15 protein-coding genes and 1 tRNA gene are annotated in these 16,151 nt (G+C 33.9%); 9 read left to right on the top strand and 7 right to left on the bottom strand.

The annotated features are described in order from the left end of the window. The 7 genes from AC4PRO_RS16815 (at position 1) to AC4PRO_RS16785 (ending at position 6,575) form a co-directional block, all read left to right on the top strand. A complete protein-coding gene (locus AC4PRO_RS16815) occupies positions 1 to 1,134 on the top strand; it encodes an FIST signal transduction protein (RefSeq protein WP_492118204.1) in 1,134 nt (377 codons plus the stop codon). Continuing rightward, the gene (locus AC4PRO_RS16810; protein ID WP_492118203.1) at positions 1,134 to 2,171 is read left to right on the top strand and encodes a sensor histidine kinase; all 1,038 of its coding nucleotides are present in this window, start codon (positions 1,134 to 1,136) and stop codon (positions 2,169 to 2,171) included. The genes AC4PRO_RS16815 and AC4PRO_RS16810 overlap by 1 nt, the downstream gene beginning before the upstream one ends. Then, positions 2,158 to 2,475 (top strand): Hpt domain-containing protein, encoded by a 318-nt coding sequence (locus AC4PRO_RS16805; protein WP_492118202.1) that lies wholly within the window; start codon positions 2,158 to 2,160, stop codon positions 2,473 to 2,475. The genes AC4PRO_RS16810 and AC4PRO_RS16805 overlap by 14 nt, the downstream gene beginning before the upstream one ends. Positions 2,476 to 2,488: 13 nt before the next feature. Further along, positions 2,489 to 3,196 carry a LytR/AlgR family response regulator transcription factor gene (locus AC4PRO_RS16800; protein WP_492118201.1) on the top strand — a complete coding sequence of 236 codons (708 nt, stop codon included), beginning with the start codon at positions 2,489 to 2,491 and terminating at the stop codon, positions 3,194 to 3,196. A 106-nt stretch (positions 3,197 to 3,302) separates the two neighbouring features. Further along, complete coding sequence (locus AC4PRO_RS16795; protein WP_492118200.1) at positions 3,303 to 3,650, top strand: hypothetical protein; 348 nt, start codon at positions 3,303 to 3,305, stop codon at positions 3,648 to 3,650. 1,128 nt (positions 3,651 to 4,778) lie between these two features. Beyond that, a complete protein-coding gene (locus AC4PRO_RS16790) occupies positions 4,779 to 5,069 on the top strand; it encodes a hypothetical protein (protein ID WP_074724183.1) in 291 nt (96 codons plus the stop codon). A gap of 795 nt (positions 5,070 to 5,864) precedes the next feature. Beyond that, a complete protein-coding gene (locus tag AC4PRO_RS16785; RefSeq protein WP_492118199.1) occupies positions 5,865 to 6,575 on the top strand; it encodes a PH domain-containing protein in 711 nt (236 codons plus the stop codon). A 63-nt stretch (positions 6,576 to 6,638) separates the two neighbouring features. Here the strand turns inward: AC4PRO_RS16785 and AC4PRO_RS16780 are convergent, their stop codons facing one another. From AC4PRO_RS16780 to AC4PRO_RS16770, 3 genes are all read right to left on the bottom strand, one after another. Then, a complete protein-coding gene (locus AC4PRO_RS16780) occupies positions 6,639 to 7,739 on the bottom strand; it encodes a DUF4407 domain-containing protein (RefSeq protein WP_492118198.1) in 1,101 nt (366 codons plus the stop codon). A 154-nt stretch (positions 7,740 to 7,893) separates the two neighbouring features. After that, positions 7,894 to 9,495, bottom strand: coding sequence for a phosphoenolpyruvate carboxykinase (ATP) (pckA, locus tag AC4PRO_RS16775; protein WP_074724185.1), 1,602 nt, complete (start codon positions 9,493 to 9,495; stop codon positions 7,894 to 7,896). 69 nt (positions 9,496 to 9,564) lie between these two features. Then, positions 9,565 to 9,963 carry a DUF423 domain-containing protein gene (locus AC4PRO_RS16770; protein ID WP_492118197.1) on the bottom strand — a complete coding sequence of 133 codons (399 nt, stop codon included), beginning with the start codon at positions 9,961 to 9,963 and terminating at the stop codon, positions 9,565 to 9,567. Positions 9,964 to 10,166: 203 nt separating this feature from the next. Here AC4PRO_RS16770 and AC4PRO_RS16765 point away from each other — a divergent pair, with 203 nt between their 5' ends. Then, positions 10,167 to 11,534 (top strand): saccharopine dehydrogenase family protein, encoded by a 1,368-nt coding sequence (locus AC4PRO_RS16765; protein WP_492118196.1) that lies wholly within the window; start codon positions 10,167 to 10,169, stop codon positions 11,532 to 11,534. 73 nt (positions 11,535 to 11,607) lie between these two features. Here AC4PRO_RS16765 and AC4PRO_RS16760 read toward each other — a convergent pair whose 3' ends face one another. The 4 genes from AC4PRO_RS16760 to AC4PRO_RS16745 all read right to left on the bottom strand — a co-directional run bounded on the left by AC4PRO_RS16760 (position 11,608) and on the right by AC4PRO_RS16745 (position 15,691). Further along, positions 11,608 to 13,059, bottom strand: a complete 1,452-nt coding sequence (locus AC4PRO_RS16760; protein ID WP_492118195.1) for a M56 family metallopeptidase — start codon at positions 13,057 to 13,059, stop codon at positions 11,608 to 11,610. Next, a complete protein-coding gene (locus AC4PRO_RS16755; RefSeq protein WP_492118194.1) occupies positions 13,056 to 13,430 on the bottom strand; it encodes a BlaI/MecI/CopY family transcriptional regulator in 375 nt (124 codons plus the stop codon). Before AC4PRO_RS16755 ends, AC4PRO_RS16760 begins: the two co-directional genes overlap by 4 nt. 3 nt (positions 13,431 to 13,433) lie before the next feature. Beyond that, the gene (locus AC4PRO_RS16750; RefSeq protein ID WP_492118193.1) at positions 13,434 to 13,802 is read right to left on the bottom strand and encodes a hypothetical protein; all 369 of its coding nucleotides are present in this window, start codon (positions 13,800 to 13,802) and stop codon (positions 13,434 to 13,436) included. Positions 13,803 to 14,302: 500 nt separating this feature from the next. Then, positions 14,303 to 15,691 (bottom strand): dipeptidase, encoded by a 1,389-nt coding sequence (locus AC4PRO_RS16745; RefSeq protein ID WP_492118192.1) that lies wholly within the window; start codon positions 15,689 to 15,691, stop codon positions 14,303 to 14,305. Positions 15,692 to 15,804: 113 nt separating this feature from the next. Between AC4PRO_RS16745 and AC4PRO_RS16740 the strand changes: the two genes are divergently transcribed. Continuing rightward, positions 15,805 to 15,886, top strand: a tRNA-Leu gene (locus AC4PRO_RS16740). Positions 15,887 to 16,151 lie beyond the last annotated feature (265 nt).

Raw genomic sequence — 16,151 nt, 5'->3', positions numbered from 1 at the left:
ATGAAAATTATTCAAGCTTATAAAGAAGCCAATAAAGAATGGCAGTATTTTCAAGAAAAAGCAATTCTTAAGAATCCTTTAGTTTTGATTTTTGGGAATAGATATTTATTAGAAAACCAGGAGGTAATTGCAGCTATTAGGAAAGAGTTTCCTTATCAAGATCTTGTATTTGGATCTACTGCTGGTGAGATAATTTGTTGTAATGTTAATGATGAATCTATTTCTGTTACTGCCATTGAATTCGAAAAATCAAGTTTTATCGTAGAGCGTGAAAATATAGTAGACTATGCTAAAAATGCTAGGGATTTAGGCGAAGCACTGTATAATAAAATACCTAAAGACAATTTAAAACACTTGTTTGTTCTGTCAGAGGGGAGTTTTGTTAATGGAAGTTCGTTGATCAACGGTTTAGAAACTAATATTGATTCTAAAATATCAATTACAGGAGGAATGTGTGGTGATGATGCTCGTTTTGAAAAAACGCTTGCTTCTTATAAGGAAGATCCTAAAGAAGGGGAAGTGATTTTGATAGGTTTTTATGGAGATAGTTTAGAAATCTCTTATGCCAGTTTTGGTGGCTGGATTCCTTTTGGACCAGAACGGGTAATAACAAAATCAGAAGGTAATATTTTATATGAAATTGACGGTCAACCCGCTCTGGATTTGTATAAGAAATATTTAGGTGAAAAATCGAATGAATTGCCTCAGGCTTCACTTTTGTACCCATTAAGCGTGACTCCCGATGGTAAGACGGAACCAGTAGTACGTACTATTTTGAATATTAATAATGATGATCAATCGATGATTTTGGCGGGAGATGTTCCTGTGAATTCTAGAGTTCAATTAATGATGGCCTCTGTTGACGGAATTGTACAAGGAGCTCATACTGCTGCAAAATTTGCCATGGCAAATAGAAAAAGCAAACCTGAATTGGCTCTTTTGGTGAGCTGCATTGGTCGTAAATTAGTGATGAATCAAAGAGTAGAAGAAGAAGTAGAGCAAGTGCAGGAAGTTATTGGAGAGCGCGTGCCTATGGCGGGCTTATATTCCTATGGAGAAATGGCGCCTTTTAACGGAAGTATTTCTTGTGAATTACACAATCAAACTATGACATTAACCCTAATTAGCGAATAATGCATTCATTATTAAAAAGGCAGATCGATAAAAAACTCAAAGGCGGTTTGAATGATTTAGATATTTTTTTGGACGCTGTAAATGAGTCTTATGGAAACTATGAAAGTCAAATTGAAATGCTGCAACATGCAATGAAAATAAGCTCTGATGAGTTATTTGAAGCCAACCAAAGATTGCGAGACGAAGCAGAAAGTTTGAAAGAGGTTAATGAAAATCTACACTCCATATTGGAGTCGATGAGTTTGGATCCAGAACAAATTTCTGAAAACGAGAGTTTTGATTCGTCAGTATATATCAAACAACAATCCATTGAAATTATTAAAATTAATAAGCAACGGGAAGAGCTCTTATTCAATCTAGAGAAACAAAATATTGCATTGAATGAATATGCGCACATGGTTTCGCATGACCTTAAAGCACCATTAAGGAGTATTGATACGCTTATCAACTGGTTTATTGAGGATAATGAGGAAATGATGAATGAGAACAACCTGAAATCTTTAAATCTAATTCTTTCTAATGTTGAGAAGATGGATTTATTAATTAAAGGAATTTTGAATTATTCGTCAGTAGAAAGCCAGCTAGATGAAGAGAGGCTTATTGATTTGAATGTCTTGATTCAAGATGTTTTAAATATTATTGAAGTTCCTGATCATGTGGTGGTTACGGTAAGAAATAAGTTACCTAAAATTATTGGAAATGATTTTAGATTCAAACAACTGTTCCAAAATTTAATTCAAAATGCGATTAAATACAATGACAAAGAAAAGGTAATTGTCGAAATAGGGTGCTTAGAAAATGAAAACGAAATTATTTTTGACGTCAAGGACAATGGGATAGGGATTCCGAAGGTGTATCAGAATAAAATTTTTGATGTTTTTTCTAAGTTACACAATGATGGGAAATCATCAGGCATAGGCCTTTCGATAGTAAAAAAAATAATAGAATTTTATAGAGGAAAAATTTGGCTTGAAAGTCAAGAAAGCATTGGAAGCACTTTTTATTTCACAATACCAAAAGACAATGGAAACACCTAATTTAAATTACATTAATGAATTATCAGGAGACAATGAAGAATTCAAAATTAAAATCATTGATATACTAAAAAGACAGCTTCCAGTGGAAGTGCAAGTTTATCAGGAAGAAATAGAAAAGGCTAATTATGTGCAAGCTGCAAAAGCAGTTCATAAATTAAAGCATAAAGTTTCTATCTTAGGTCTCGAAAAAAGTTATTATATTGCTTCAGATTATGAAGATAATTTAAATGGTAACTCAGTAGCCTTAAAAAATGATTTTGAAGCAATTCTAAAGGCTATGCAAGAGTTTGTTATACAATTGTAAAAAACAGCTTTAAATGAATTGCATTATTATAGACGATGAGGAGATGGCAAGAGCCATAATGATTCAATTCATAGCCAACTATACAGTTATTGAAGTTGTAGCTGATTTTTCTAATGCTATTGAAGCAATTAAATTTTTAAATCAAAACGAAGTTGATTTGATTTTTTTAGATATTCATATGCCTAATTTTACCGGTTTTGATTTTATTCAAACGATAAAAAACCCACCTCATATCATTTTAGTAACCTCCGATAGAAATTTTGCTATTGAAGCATTTGAATATGAATGTATTGTGGATTATTTAGTAAAACCCATTACCAAAGATCGTTTTATTAAAGCAGTTCAAAAAGCAATTATTATGAAAACAAACGCTTCTTCAAAAGAAGTTAAACCAAAAGGAGAGGACAATGCGAATGAATTTTATATCAATATTGATCGAAGGTTAATAAAAATTGAAATGGCCTCAGTAAATATTGTGGAAGCAAAAGGAGATTATATTCATATCAAAACGGACGGTAAAAATTATATTGTTCATTCTACCCTCAAGAAGATCGAGGATAAATTACCTAAAGATTTATTTTTAAAAGTGCATCGTTCTTTTATTATCAATACTAAAAAAATTATTGATATCGAAGATAACAGCGTCTTAATTGCTAAAGATGTAATTCCCGTAAGCCGGGCAAATAGACCGGAGTTAATGAAGAGATTGAATTTGCTATAATTATAAGTAAAATCTTATAATAGTTAATAAAGATTGTATTTCGTCGATTAAAAATGTATTTCGTCTAAATTATTACTACTTTAGTAATGTGTTTAAAAACGATAAGATGGAGCTAAAATTACCAATTACAGATTCTACAAATATAGATTCTATCGCAGATGAAATTACAGGTTGTTATTTAGTGTCTGCGCGATGGTCTATGATAAATGATAAGAATGTTACTTTTGTAAGAAATAAAGCATTTGGCTACTGTTATAATCTAAAATGGGCAGGGCCATTGAGTAAATTTGATGCGGATATAGCCTGTCAAAATAGTAAAACAACTTTTGTTATAAGTCATTCATTGTTAGAGCCATTTTTAGTTCATTTAAATGATGAGCTCAGCTTGCCAAACTCGATTGAAGTTCGTAAACTTATTGGACTGGATGATAATGAATTACAATTAGCCAAGTAGAAATCATAAAAAAACCTAAACATATAAATTAACTGTTTTTATCGCTCTAATATAACCATTGGTCGTAGGGAAATTGAATCTCACCGAAAATTTCTGATTACCTATACACTTGCAAGTATATTTGGACTGCGAAACAAAATAAAACAACTCTGTTTCTAAATAAAAAAAGAATACGATTAGTCTTTGAATTTTATGGCGGTTTAGCTGTTGTGAATTTAGAGATAGTAAAACAAATTTTTCTAAAACAAATTTTCTGATACCTTAAGTTTAGTTAATACAAAAAACTGCTACCACGAGCAGTTTTTTTTTGTTATGAATATAGAGTTGTAATTTGAAAAGCGTTCGTTGTATTTAAATTTCTTTTATACCTTATTTTTAAATCCTGTAATTTCAACGTTTTAGTAGGAAGAACCTCTGTGTTAATGCTTATTTGTATCTGAATTTGCCAATGGTATTCCAGCATTTAAGGTCTAATTAATTTTTGGATGGAATTTATATTTCGCTCTTGCTGAGAAATTATAGGTTTTGCGGCGTTCTTAGGGGTTGTGTCTTCCGTTTTCCTGTATTGTAACTCGTGTTATAACGCGATTTAGTAGATGTGGGAATTCAAATTGATGTAAGAGTTGCTAGGGCAGTGGCTTTAAGTTTATAAAACACATAATGAATCTTTTCTTCAACTGTAGACATTTGTTCTTTCTTTGTTTTTTTATAGTGTATGGCCTAATTTGGATTTTTAAAAATTCCAATGCTTTATCATACATATTTTGTGATTTATGTCTTTCTCTACCTAAATAATTAAGTTCTTTTTCAAGTTTACTAGGGTAGTCTTTTTTTTAATTCAATATTGGTGTCTAATACTTTTTTAGTTCGAATGTTAAGGCCATTGGCAGCTTTGCAGCACAGACGTGCTGTTTTACTTTTAGGATAGTCTTCTTAGATATTTTAAAAAAGAACAACCTTGTTAATTAATTTAATGTTGTTCAAGTTATTGATTTATATAGAGATACAAGTTGAGGTTAAAGGATTGATGTTTCATCTACACTAACATGCAGTTCGTCGAAGAATTAAAGACAATCAAATCAAAACTGAGGATATTTGCATCAGTATTAACAACTAAATAGAAATAGTATGGCGATTCAAATAACTTATAATACAGGTATTTATGAAATTAAGGGTTTGTTGAATTCTCAAAACAGTGTCTATTTAGAGAATCATTTGAATACTTTGATGGCAGACTCAAGTGGTATCGTCGTTTCATTAGAAAAACTGATTGCCATTGACCAGTATGCTGCCAAAAGTGTGGTCGCACTTCAAGTAAAAGCAGAAAAAAAGCATAAAATGTTTTATATTATTGGAAGAAAGAATAAAAATGTTGTTGATCAATTTGATGCCTTACACCATAGTGACCTGCTACTTTAATGGGTTTTTTTATTAAAGAAATCAAAGACATAAAGATTGCCTCAAATCTAATTGGTTAAATAATTGAGAAACATAGGGACTGAATCGCTCTAATTATTTACCATTTTATGACGAGTGTGAATTGAGGTTTGTATTAGGCGCAAAGTGTTCTTAACTAACGGGTTGCATTGTCTCTATTTCCTGATGTAGCTAGTTCAATTATCGTAGCTCTAGGGATTGTGTTTTGGGTGTTCTTCCTTTCCAAAACAATAACTTTTAAAGGGAATGAGCATTTAGAATTGCTGAGATAGATACTCGTTCTACAAACCACCTTTTCCCCCTATTTGCTTTCTATGAATAGCGTCTCTAATCATTAGAGACTATAGTGATATCATTTAGTGAAAGACTTTATGAAAAAAAATGAAGTTTCAGATTTTTTTTCTCAGATAAAAATTCCAGAAGCAAAGGAACTTGATTATGAAAATAATCATAAGATAAAGATTAATGAATGTTAGTCTTTTAATAGTTTGACCATATTTTCTCTTTCAATTCACTCATTCGAGAAGAAAAGCCAGATGCAGTAGCGATTAATCTATAATTCATGAAATTGGGAGATAAGAAAATACCAGATGTTTTAACGCTTGTTTTTTGATGTTCATAAATTTCATAATAGAGTATGTTTTAAAAGCTTAATCTTTTTTTTGTAAAAAAAATAAATAAAATAGGCTTGTCTATATATCGTAATTTGGTATTACTTTTGTATCAGAAAAAACAAAGTTGCTGCATAAAGCTCCGTATAATAAAGTTCAGTACAACATGAAAGAACAGATCAAGAAATTTTTAAACGAGGAACAAGATCCTAAAGCAATTGAAAAGATTACTTCAAAGCTGAATGATCTATTGATGAGAAATGAAGAAATTGGGTATATAGCGGTTCAGAAAAAACCGGCGCTTACCGTTTTTCCGGATAGTATCGTTTTGACAAATAAGCGAATTATTATTTGTCAGCCTAAAAACTTCGGGCTTTCTATGGATTTTACAGACTATACCTGGGATCAAATCGAAGGAACTTTTGTAAAAGAAAACATATTAGGTTCTGAATTTTCGTTTTCGACGAAGACGGATATGGCTGTTTCCATCGATTATATACCAAAAATTCAAGCTAGAAAAATCTTTACTTATGCTAAGGAACAGTTGGATATTCTGAAAAACGGTGCGGTGTCAAATGCAATGGCGATTGATGAAATTTCAGTTGAGGATACTGATGAATTTGAGATTATTGAAGAAATGGAAACGGAAGAAGTGACCAGTTTTAGTGAGTTAATGCCTGTCACTCCGCCGCCTTTGCCTATTAGGAACGACGATTTTGCAACTCCTTCTGAAACACCCAAAGAAAATGGATTAGCTGGATTATCTCAAGATGAGTTGTTTGAAAAATTACAGAATTATAAGAAGCTACTGGATAACGGACTTATTCTGCAGGGTGAATATGATAATTATAAAAAAGAGATTTTAAGCTTTATGTAATAAAGTGTGTATACAAAGTAAAAAGGTCAAATGGTAGTTCTTATCATTTGACCTTTTTTAGTATTATAAAGTTCTCTTTTGCTTTTCTACAAAATTAGTAGCTTGTAATTCCAGTAACTCTGTTGCTTTTTTTCGTTGTAAGTCATAGAGACTTTTGTCTTGCGCAATGTCTTCATAGACCTTATCATGCATCATGGCGCTTGTTTTGACTAATAAATTGCGCTGGTATTTGTCTTGTTCTAAAGTAGCTTTTAAGGCTGTCTCTAGATCTTCCAGTTTAAAATCGTACTCTCCTTTTGGAGACAGCAATTTAGCGATAATAGGAGACGTTTCAATGGCTAAAAATAATAGCATGATAAAGAATGAGGGAAGCGACGGCAATTTGTTTAAGGCATTTATACGCGCCATCAAACCGTCAAATCCATCAATTATCGGTTGTGTTTCGGTTACTTTTTTATCTAAATCGGCTTGAAGTACTGCTGCCGTTTTTTCTTTTTCGGCAATTTTTTCCAAGTTATTTTTTCGAATGGTATCCAGTTGTGCAGAAGCAAGATTGTGTTTGGCTATTTTCTCTTTAAAAACGGGGCCTTTGCCAAGTTTTAAGGTGCCTTTTGTTCCTTCTGCTTCGGTGATATAAGTTTCGTACAAGGTATTGACCTCTTTTTCTTTTTTCGAAATATCCGATTTTAAGCTTGCAATTTCGGCTTTATTTTTATCTAAATCCGATTTGAAGTAATTAGCTACTTCTTTTTTGTTTTCGAGTGCCATAGCGTTTTTCTCTTTCAATAGAACGGTATTGATTTCTTTCTCAAAAATTTTAATTTCTAATGGCTTCGATATTACGATGGCAATAATAATGGCTAAAATAATTCGGGGAGTGGCCTGTAGAAACTCACTTCCAAATTTGTCTCTTTTTCGAATAGTAGAAACAATGAATCGATCCAGATTGAAGATGAGTAAACTCCATACTAATCCAAAAAGTAGGGCGGGGTAAACACTATCGAAAACAGTAAATAGGGCATAAGCACTGGCGATAAAGGCCATGACTGCAGTAAAGAAAACGGTGGCGCCAATACCTGCGTATTTGGTTTGTTCTCCTTGGGAACAGCCTTCCAGAATCTCATTGTCAGCTCCTGAGCAGAGGATGAAGAATTGTTTTAACATGATTGATTTTTTTGATTGATGGATGATTGCAAATTTAACGCCAAAAAATCAATAATGTTATAAATCCCTCATGTGTTTTTCGTTAGGAGGTTTTTAAAATCAAAAAGAGCTGTTCGGTTAGAACAGCTCTTTTCTTTTTTGAATTATAATTAACTTATGCGTTTGGTGCGCCTGCCATAATTTCGGCATTGGCAAACTCTTCAAATTTGGCAAAATTAGCTTTGAATTTTTGTCCTAATTCGATTGCTTTTTGATCGTATAAATCTTTGTCTTCCCAAGTGTTTCTAGGATTTAATATTTCGCTAGGTACGTTAGGACAGTTTTGCGGAATAGCAATTCCAAAGACAACATGGTTTCTATAATCTACTGCATCCAGTTCGCCGTTTAAAGCGGCAGTAATCATGGCGCGAGTGTATTTTAATTTCATTCTGCTACCTGTTCCGTAAGCTCCACCGGTCCATCCGGTATTAATTAACCAAACTTTCACATCTGCTTCTTGAATTTTTTTACTCAACATTTCAGCATATCTTGTTGGGTGAAGCGGCATAAATGGCGCTCCAAAACAAGCAGAGAAATTAGGTTGAGGTTCTGTTACTCCAGCTTCAGTTCCAGCTACTTTTGCGGTATATCCTGAGATAAAGTGGTATGCAGCTTGTCCTGGTGTTAATCTTGAAATAGGAGGTAGAATCCCGAAAGAATCTGCCGTTAAGAAAAAGATGTTTTTAGGATTTTTTCCAATAGAACCTGGTTGAATGTTGTCAATATGGTAAATAGGGTAACTGACTCTTGTATTTGGTGTTATCGAAACATCGTCGAAGTCAACTTCATTTGTCCCCTGTTTAAAAATAACATTTTCTAAAACAGCTCCTTTTTTAATTGCTCTAAAGATATCTGGTTCGTTTTCTTCAGAAAGATTGATCACTTTAGCATAGCATCCGCCTTCAAAATTGAAAACGGTATTTTCGTTAGTCCAACCATGTTCATCATCTCCAATCAATTTTCTTTGTGGATCTGCTGACAAAGTTGTTTTTCCCGTTCCTGACAAACCAAAGAAAATAGCGGTATCTTCTTTGTCTCCTACATTAGCGCTACAATGCATAGGCAATGCATTTTTGTCTACAGGCAAGATGAAATTTAAGGCAGAAAAGATTCCTTTTTTTACTTCACCAGTATAACCGGTACCTCCAATAAGAACTACTTTTCTTGTGAAATCCAATATAGCAAAATTGCTTTGACGCGTTCCGTCAGTTGCAGGATCTGCCATGAAACTTGGAACACATAATAAGGTCCATTCTGGTGTGAATTCCTCAAGTTCTTCTTGTTCTGGTCTCAAAAACATATTGTAACAAAATAAATTTGTCCAAGGTGTTTCAGTAACTACGCGAACATTTAATCTGTAATTAGGGTCGGCACATACATAAGAATCTCGAACGAATATTTCTTTATTAGACAAGTAAGAAGTTACTTTTTTGTATAATGCTTCAAAAGCAGTAGGCTCAAAAGGAATATTTACTTTTCCCCACCAAACTTGGTTCTCAGTAATGCTATCTTTTACAATAAATCGATCCAGAGGGGAGCGTCCTGTGTATTCTCCAGTATTCACGGCTAAAGCACCAGTCGAAGTTTCGATTCCTTGGCCTGACGCGATGGTCATGTCATGTAATTCGTTGGCTGATAATTGATAATGAATCTTTGCGTTTTCGATTCCCAAGTCTTTCAACGAAATCGATTGCGTAAACGGTGTGTTATTATTCATAAAATTATGTATTGTGTAGTTAAATTATTCGAATACAAAAGTAGAGCTAATATTTTAGATACGATTTAATTATCTAATTTTTGTTGGCTTTTTCTTCAAATAGTGTAACAGTAATGTACCCCAGGCTAGTATTAGCAGGAGTCCACCGATAGGTGTTACAAAACCGATGACTTTAAAATCAAAAGAAGTTAAGGTGTTTGTAGCCAATAAATAGATGGATCCAGAAAATAAAGTGACACCAAAAACGACTAAATAATTAATAATGTTTTTTGTTTTAGCACTTAAGTCAGTTAACATTCCAATAAATAGTAAAAACAAAGCATGGTACATTTGATAGCGTACTCCTGTTTCAAATGTAATTAATTGTTCAGGCGGTAGTACTTTTTTTAGGGCATGTGCTCCAAATGCACCTAATATTATTGCAATCATGCCAAAAAGGGCTGCTGTTGAAATTGATTTATTATTCATTATTCAGTGTTTTTCTTTGTAAAAGTATTCTTTATAGGATTAACAGAAAAGATTTTTGGTTATAATATTTATAGTTTTTGCTCAAAGAAAAATGGGGCTATGCCTCTGTATTTATTTTGTTGAAAACATAAAATGGTTTTTAACAAAGAGTACTTGTTATAAATATAACAATTATATATATTTGTGTTATATTTATAAAACACATGAGAACCATTTTAATTATAGGTGCGGGTAGGTCAGCGTCCTCGTTGATACACTATCTTTTAAATAAATCAGAAAAGGAGAACTTACATCTTGTTATTGGTGATTTATCGTTGGCTTTAGCCCAAAAGAAAACAAATAATCATCCCAATGCTACTGCAATAGCTTTAGATATTTTTGATGCCAATCAAAGAAAAGAAGCGATTGTAAAAGCAGATATCGTTATCTCGATGTTGCCAGCTCATTTGCATATTGAGGTTGCCAGAGATTGTGTTGTTTATAAAAAAAACTTGGTTACCGCTTCTTATGTTAGTGATGCCATGCAAGAACTGGATGAAGCTGTAAAGGAAAATAATTTGATTTTCATGAATGAAATTGGTTTGGATCCTGGCGTGGATCATATGAGTGCCATGAAAATCATTGATGAAATAAGTGATAAAGGCGGAAAAATGCTTTTATTCGAATCGTTCTGTGGAGGTCTTGTCGCTCCAGAATCAGATACGAATCGTTGGAATTATAAATTCACTTGGGCTCCTCGTAATGTGGTGCTTGCTGGACAAGGTGGTGCTGCTAAATTTATTCAAGAAGGAACGTACAAATACATACCCTATTGCAATTTATTTAGAAGAACAGAATTCCTTGAAGTAGAAGATTATGGCCGCTTTGAGGCTTATTCTAACAGAGATTCATTAAAATATAGAAGCGTTTATGGTTTAGATGACGTATTAACCTTATACAGGGGAACTATTCGCCGAGTTGGTTTTTCTAAAGCGTGGAATATGTTTATTCAACTGGGAATGACAGATGATAGCTATGTGATGGAAGATTCGGAAAACATGAGCTACCGACAATATGTAAACTCATTCTTGCCGTATCACCCTACAGATTCGGTTGAAATTAAGACACGCTTGATTTTAAAAATTGATCAGGACGATATCATGTGGGATAAACTATTAGAGTTGGATTTATTCAATGACAATAAAATAGTGGGTCTTAAAAATGCCACACCAGCACAAATATTGGAAAAAATATTAAGTGATAAGTGGACGTTGGAGTCAGACGATAAGGATATGATAGTGATGTACCATAAATTCGGGTACGAATTAAATGGTGTTAAAAAACAAATCGATTCTAAAATGGTTTGTATTGGCGAGGATGAAACCTATACAGCGATGGCAAAAACTGTTGGTTTACCAGTTGCAATGGCAACTTTACTTATCTTAAACGGTAAGATTACTACGCCCGGCGTACAACTTCCTATTCGTAAAGAGGTGTATTTACCAATATTGAAAGAGTTAGAAGAATATGGGGTTGTTTTTAAAGAACAGGCCATGACTTATTTTGGTTATAAACCAGATGCTACTATTTAGATAATAGTTTTTTAGTTTGTAGTAAAACAAATCCGCTTCGTGAAGAAGCGGATTTGTTGTTTTTACATTGTCCTTATGGCGTAGATTGAATTGTTATAGGTAAACTGTACATTACTCGGGCGACTTCACCATCAACTGTTCCCGGAGTCCAATTTGGACTAAGTTTTAATACACGAATAGTTTCTTCTCCCGTTCCATATCCCATGTCTCTTAAAATGGTAAACTCTGAAAGGGAACCATCTTTCTCTACCATAAAGGTTACATACACTTTGCCCTTTATTTTGTTAGCTGTAGCCTCTTTTGAAACTTTAAAATTTGCAGCGACAAATTCGTAAAACTCATTCATTCCTCCAGGAAATGTGGGTTTTGTTTGAGTGTCCGCAACTTTGTACGCTTTATTTTCTTCCTTGTCATAAATACTTAATTCAACCCATTTTGGGCCTTCTGCCTCTTTGAGATTGGCAGATTGTTCGCTTGTTGCTTGTTTTGCTACTGGAGGTGGAGGTGGCGGAACATTTTTCTTCTCTTGATCAGATAGTTCGCTGAATTTCTTTTCCGCTACAATTTTTCCTTTTTCATCGCGGATCTTAAAAATAGTATTTTCAAAATATTTCTCCATTCCGGTAAGTTGATTCTTCGTCTGCTCAGCCTTTACTGCTTTTTGTTCTTGGGCTACTACCTTTGTGCATAATGAAAATAGCAATACAGTCAATAAAGGAATAATAAGTCCTTTTTTTAATAATGCTCTTGATGTAGATGTGGTTTTTGTCATCATAATTAATCGTTTTTTAGTTACTGAATAGTTTAAATTACTGGCCAAGTAATAGGTTGGGTTCGCGTTTGCCTTCGAGATTAATAAATTCTGGTAAAACGGAACATTATGGTGTGCTTTGACCACTTTCTCATCCGCTAAGAATTCGTGATTGAGTTGGATTGCTTTTTTATAAAAAATGAAAATAGGGTTGAACCAAAACAGGGCTTTGAGTGTCTCTATAACCAAAACGTCTAGCGTGTGTCTTTGGGTTACATGTATTAACTCATGCGTGTATAGTTCTTTTTCAATTTTCCTGTTGTAATACGCTGCTTCGTTGATAAAAATAGTGTTCAGGAAGGTGTAGGGCAAGGTTTCCTCTTTTAATAAAACTAATTTAGAATTTTTATAATCAATTGCTGTATTCGATTTTGTTTTGGTGTTCAACTTTATAATGTTTCTTGCAAAACGAAATAATAGGATTGCTGTTACCAAGGCATAAATGCTCCAGATTGAAACTAACCAATAATTTGTTGCGTCTTGCACAACGGCTAAAGTTTCTCCATCTGTGTTAAGGTCGTTTTGTGCTAGTATTGGACTTGTAATTTCTTGAATCACTTCAATAGTGATAAATGGAATCGAAAGTGAAAACACGATACTAAACAATAAGTAAAACCGGTTGAACTGATGCATTTTTTCTTTTTCCAATGCTAAATGGTAGACGGCTAAAAGTACGCACAATGAAATGGTCGATTTGATGAGGAAGTCTATCATTTTTTCTTTTTTTGAATGGCACTATCTACTATTTTTTTCAGCTCTTCTAGTTCCTTTTCTGACAGATTGGTCTCATTGGTAAAGAAAGAAGCAAATTGCGAAGCGGAATCGTTAAAGAAATTCTTTATCAGTCCGTTGACGTGTTTTGAGAAATAGTCCGTTTTGGGTACTAAAGGATAGTATTCCCTAGAGTTTCCAAACTCGGTGTAGGCGACAAAATCTTTGTCGATCATTCTTTTTAACAAAGTAGCAACGGTCGTTGTCTTGGGTTTTGGTTCTGGAAATGCTTCTAGTAAATCCTTCATAAAGGCTTTCTCCAGTTTCCAGAGGTGTTCCATTAATTGTTCTTCGGAGTTTGTTAACTGTTGCATTTTTTATTTTTTATAGGTGTTGTTTTCTTCTGAGATTAAATCTCCTTTATTATAGTGGCGTGTTGTTGTTAAGTTGCCTTTGTTGTCGTAATATTTCCATGTTCCAGAATAATACCAATGGATTTGCTTTTTGTCGTCTTCGATTTTTGTTGCTCCTTTTGCTTGTATTTTTCTGTTGTTATGATAGGATTTAGTAAAGCATGTATTGCCTTTGTATTTCTCTTTCTTGATTAATACGCCGTCTAAATAATAGCGCCACTTTTTTATAGGATCGTCATTTTTATATTTTCCAACTGATCTGTAATGGGCGCTGTCGATTGAATATTTTTCTATCCAAAGTCCTTCCCTTTTTCTATCTAAGGTTTGATTCATGGATTTGGTTTTGCACGAAAACAAACTAAAGATACAAATTAAGCTGATCATTAAATTTTTCATATGCTTTTTACTTCTACAAATACAAATCTTGCTCTACAAATGTAGAGATATATTTTAAATAAACAAGTTTTAAAGTGATTTATTTGAATTATAGTCATTTACAGCAGCGAAAGTCTATATATAAGTACCGAGTAAGTACTTCTAAGATGGTATAGAATCTGAGTTTTTATGAAGTACCCGCAATCAGCTAGCGGAAATTCTTGTTGGATTCTGTTTTTGTGGTAGTAACTTAATGTTGTTGTATGTGCGTTAGGGATAGCAGTGGAAATCCTCTTTTGTCTCGTTCTTAAAACGAGACAAAAGAGATTGAAGCGAATAGCCCGCCCTTGTTGCTGCAGTAGCGTGTGGGTTGAAATAGCTGTTGCTGCAACGAGGTAACGCCAAAAAAAAAATCCGCTCATTGCTGAACGGATTTTGTAGATGGATGTGGAGTGCGTTTATTTGCTTAACTCCACAAAATATTTGTAAAACAACGGAATAGTTTCGATTCCTTTAAGGTAATTAAAGATTCCGAAATGTTCATTTGGCGAGTGAATCGCATCGCTGTCTAAACCAAATCCCATTAGGATTGTTTTGCTTTTTAATTCTTTTTCGAATAAAGCGACAATAGGAATACTTCCGCCAGAACGAACTGGAATGGCTGGAACTCCAAAAGTTTCCGTATAAGCCATGTTAGCGGCTTTGTAGCCAATGCTGTCGATAGGCGTCACATAACCCTGACCTCCGTGATGCGGCGTCACTTTTACGGTTACTGAATCAGGAGCGATACTCATGAAATGTTTTGTGAATAATTCAGTGATCTGTTCCCATTCTTGGTTGGGTACTAAACGCATGGAGATTTTAGCAAACGCCTGACTTGCGATAACCGTTTTAGCTCCTGCACCAGTGTAACCTCCCCAGATTCCGTTTACGTCTAATGTGGGACGAATAGAGTTTCTTTCGTTAGTCACGTAGCCTTTTTCGCCATAGACGTCTTTTAAATCGAGTGCTTTTTTATATTTTTCTAAGCTAAAAGGGGCTTTTGCCATTTCGGCTCTTTCTTCAAGAGATAATTCTTCAACGTTATCATAAAATCCAGGAATGGTAATATGATTGTTTTCATCATGAAGTGAAGCAATCATTTTTGCCAAAATATTGATTGGATTGGCCACCGCACCACCGTATAAACCAGAATGTAAATCACGGTTGGGTCCTGTAACCTCTACTTCTACATAGCTTAGTCCACGAAGACCTGTTGTAATAGAAGGTTGTTGATTAGAGATCATTCCAGTATCTGAAATTAAGATCACATCATTTTTAAGTTTTTCGGTATTGTTTTCAACGAAGGTTTTTAGGTTGACACTCCCTACTTCTTCTTCTCCTTCAATCATGAATTTCACGTTGCAAGGCAAAGTATTGCTTTGAATCATGTATTCGAATGCTTTTACATGCATGTACATTTGGCCTTTGTCGTCACAGGCACCACGAGCAAAAATGGCTCCTTCCGGATGAATATCAGTGGTTTTTATCACTGGTTCAAATGGGGGCGAAGTCCAAAGTTCCATTGGATCAGCCGGTTGTACATCATAATGGCCATAAACCAATACCGTAGGTAAGTTTTTGTCTATTATTTTTTCCCCATAAACAATTGGGTAACCATCCGTTTCACAGATTTCTACGAAATCGCAACCTGCTTTTTCTAGGCTTACTTTTACCGCTTCCGAAGTTTCGATAACATCTTGAGAGTAGGCTGCATCAGCACTTACAGAAGGCATTTTTAATAATTCAATTAATTCGTTGATGAAACGATCTTTGTTTTCTTGAACGTATGACTTGATATTTTCCATTTATTAACTAATTTTTTATAGTTTCAAAAGTACAAAAAATAGAATGAAAAAATTTTTAAAAAAAATACTTTGAAAGTTCAAACTTATGTCTATATTTGCACCCACAATTGCACGCGGATATGGTGAAATTGGTAGACATGCCAGACTTAGGATCTGGTGCCGCAAGGCGTGTAGGTTCGAGTCCTATTATCCGCACTTTTAACAACCCAATTATCTGATAATTAGATAATTGGGTTTTTGTTTTTTAGGAGTTGCCAAACCATTGCCAAACTTTTTAAAAAAGGTATAGAAAGCATTCTGTTTAAATTGATTAATCTTAAGGAAAGAAAAGTGAAAAAGGAAAACATCTATCTAGAACTAATAATTAGTACTTTCGAGCAAATACAAAGGATCAAGACAAAATGTTGTGGGGAAATATTAAAATCTTGATATTTGTGTTTCCAAATTATACCAAATGCAA

It is taken from the genome of Flavobacterium sp. DW-iso2 (assembly GCF_058725285.1).
Note: the sequence above shows the minus strand (reverse complement) of the source record. Positions and strands in the feature narration are given on the sequence as shown.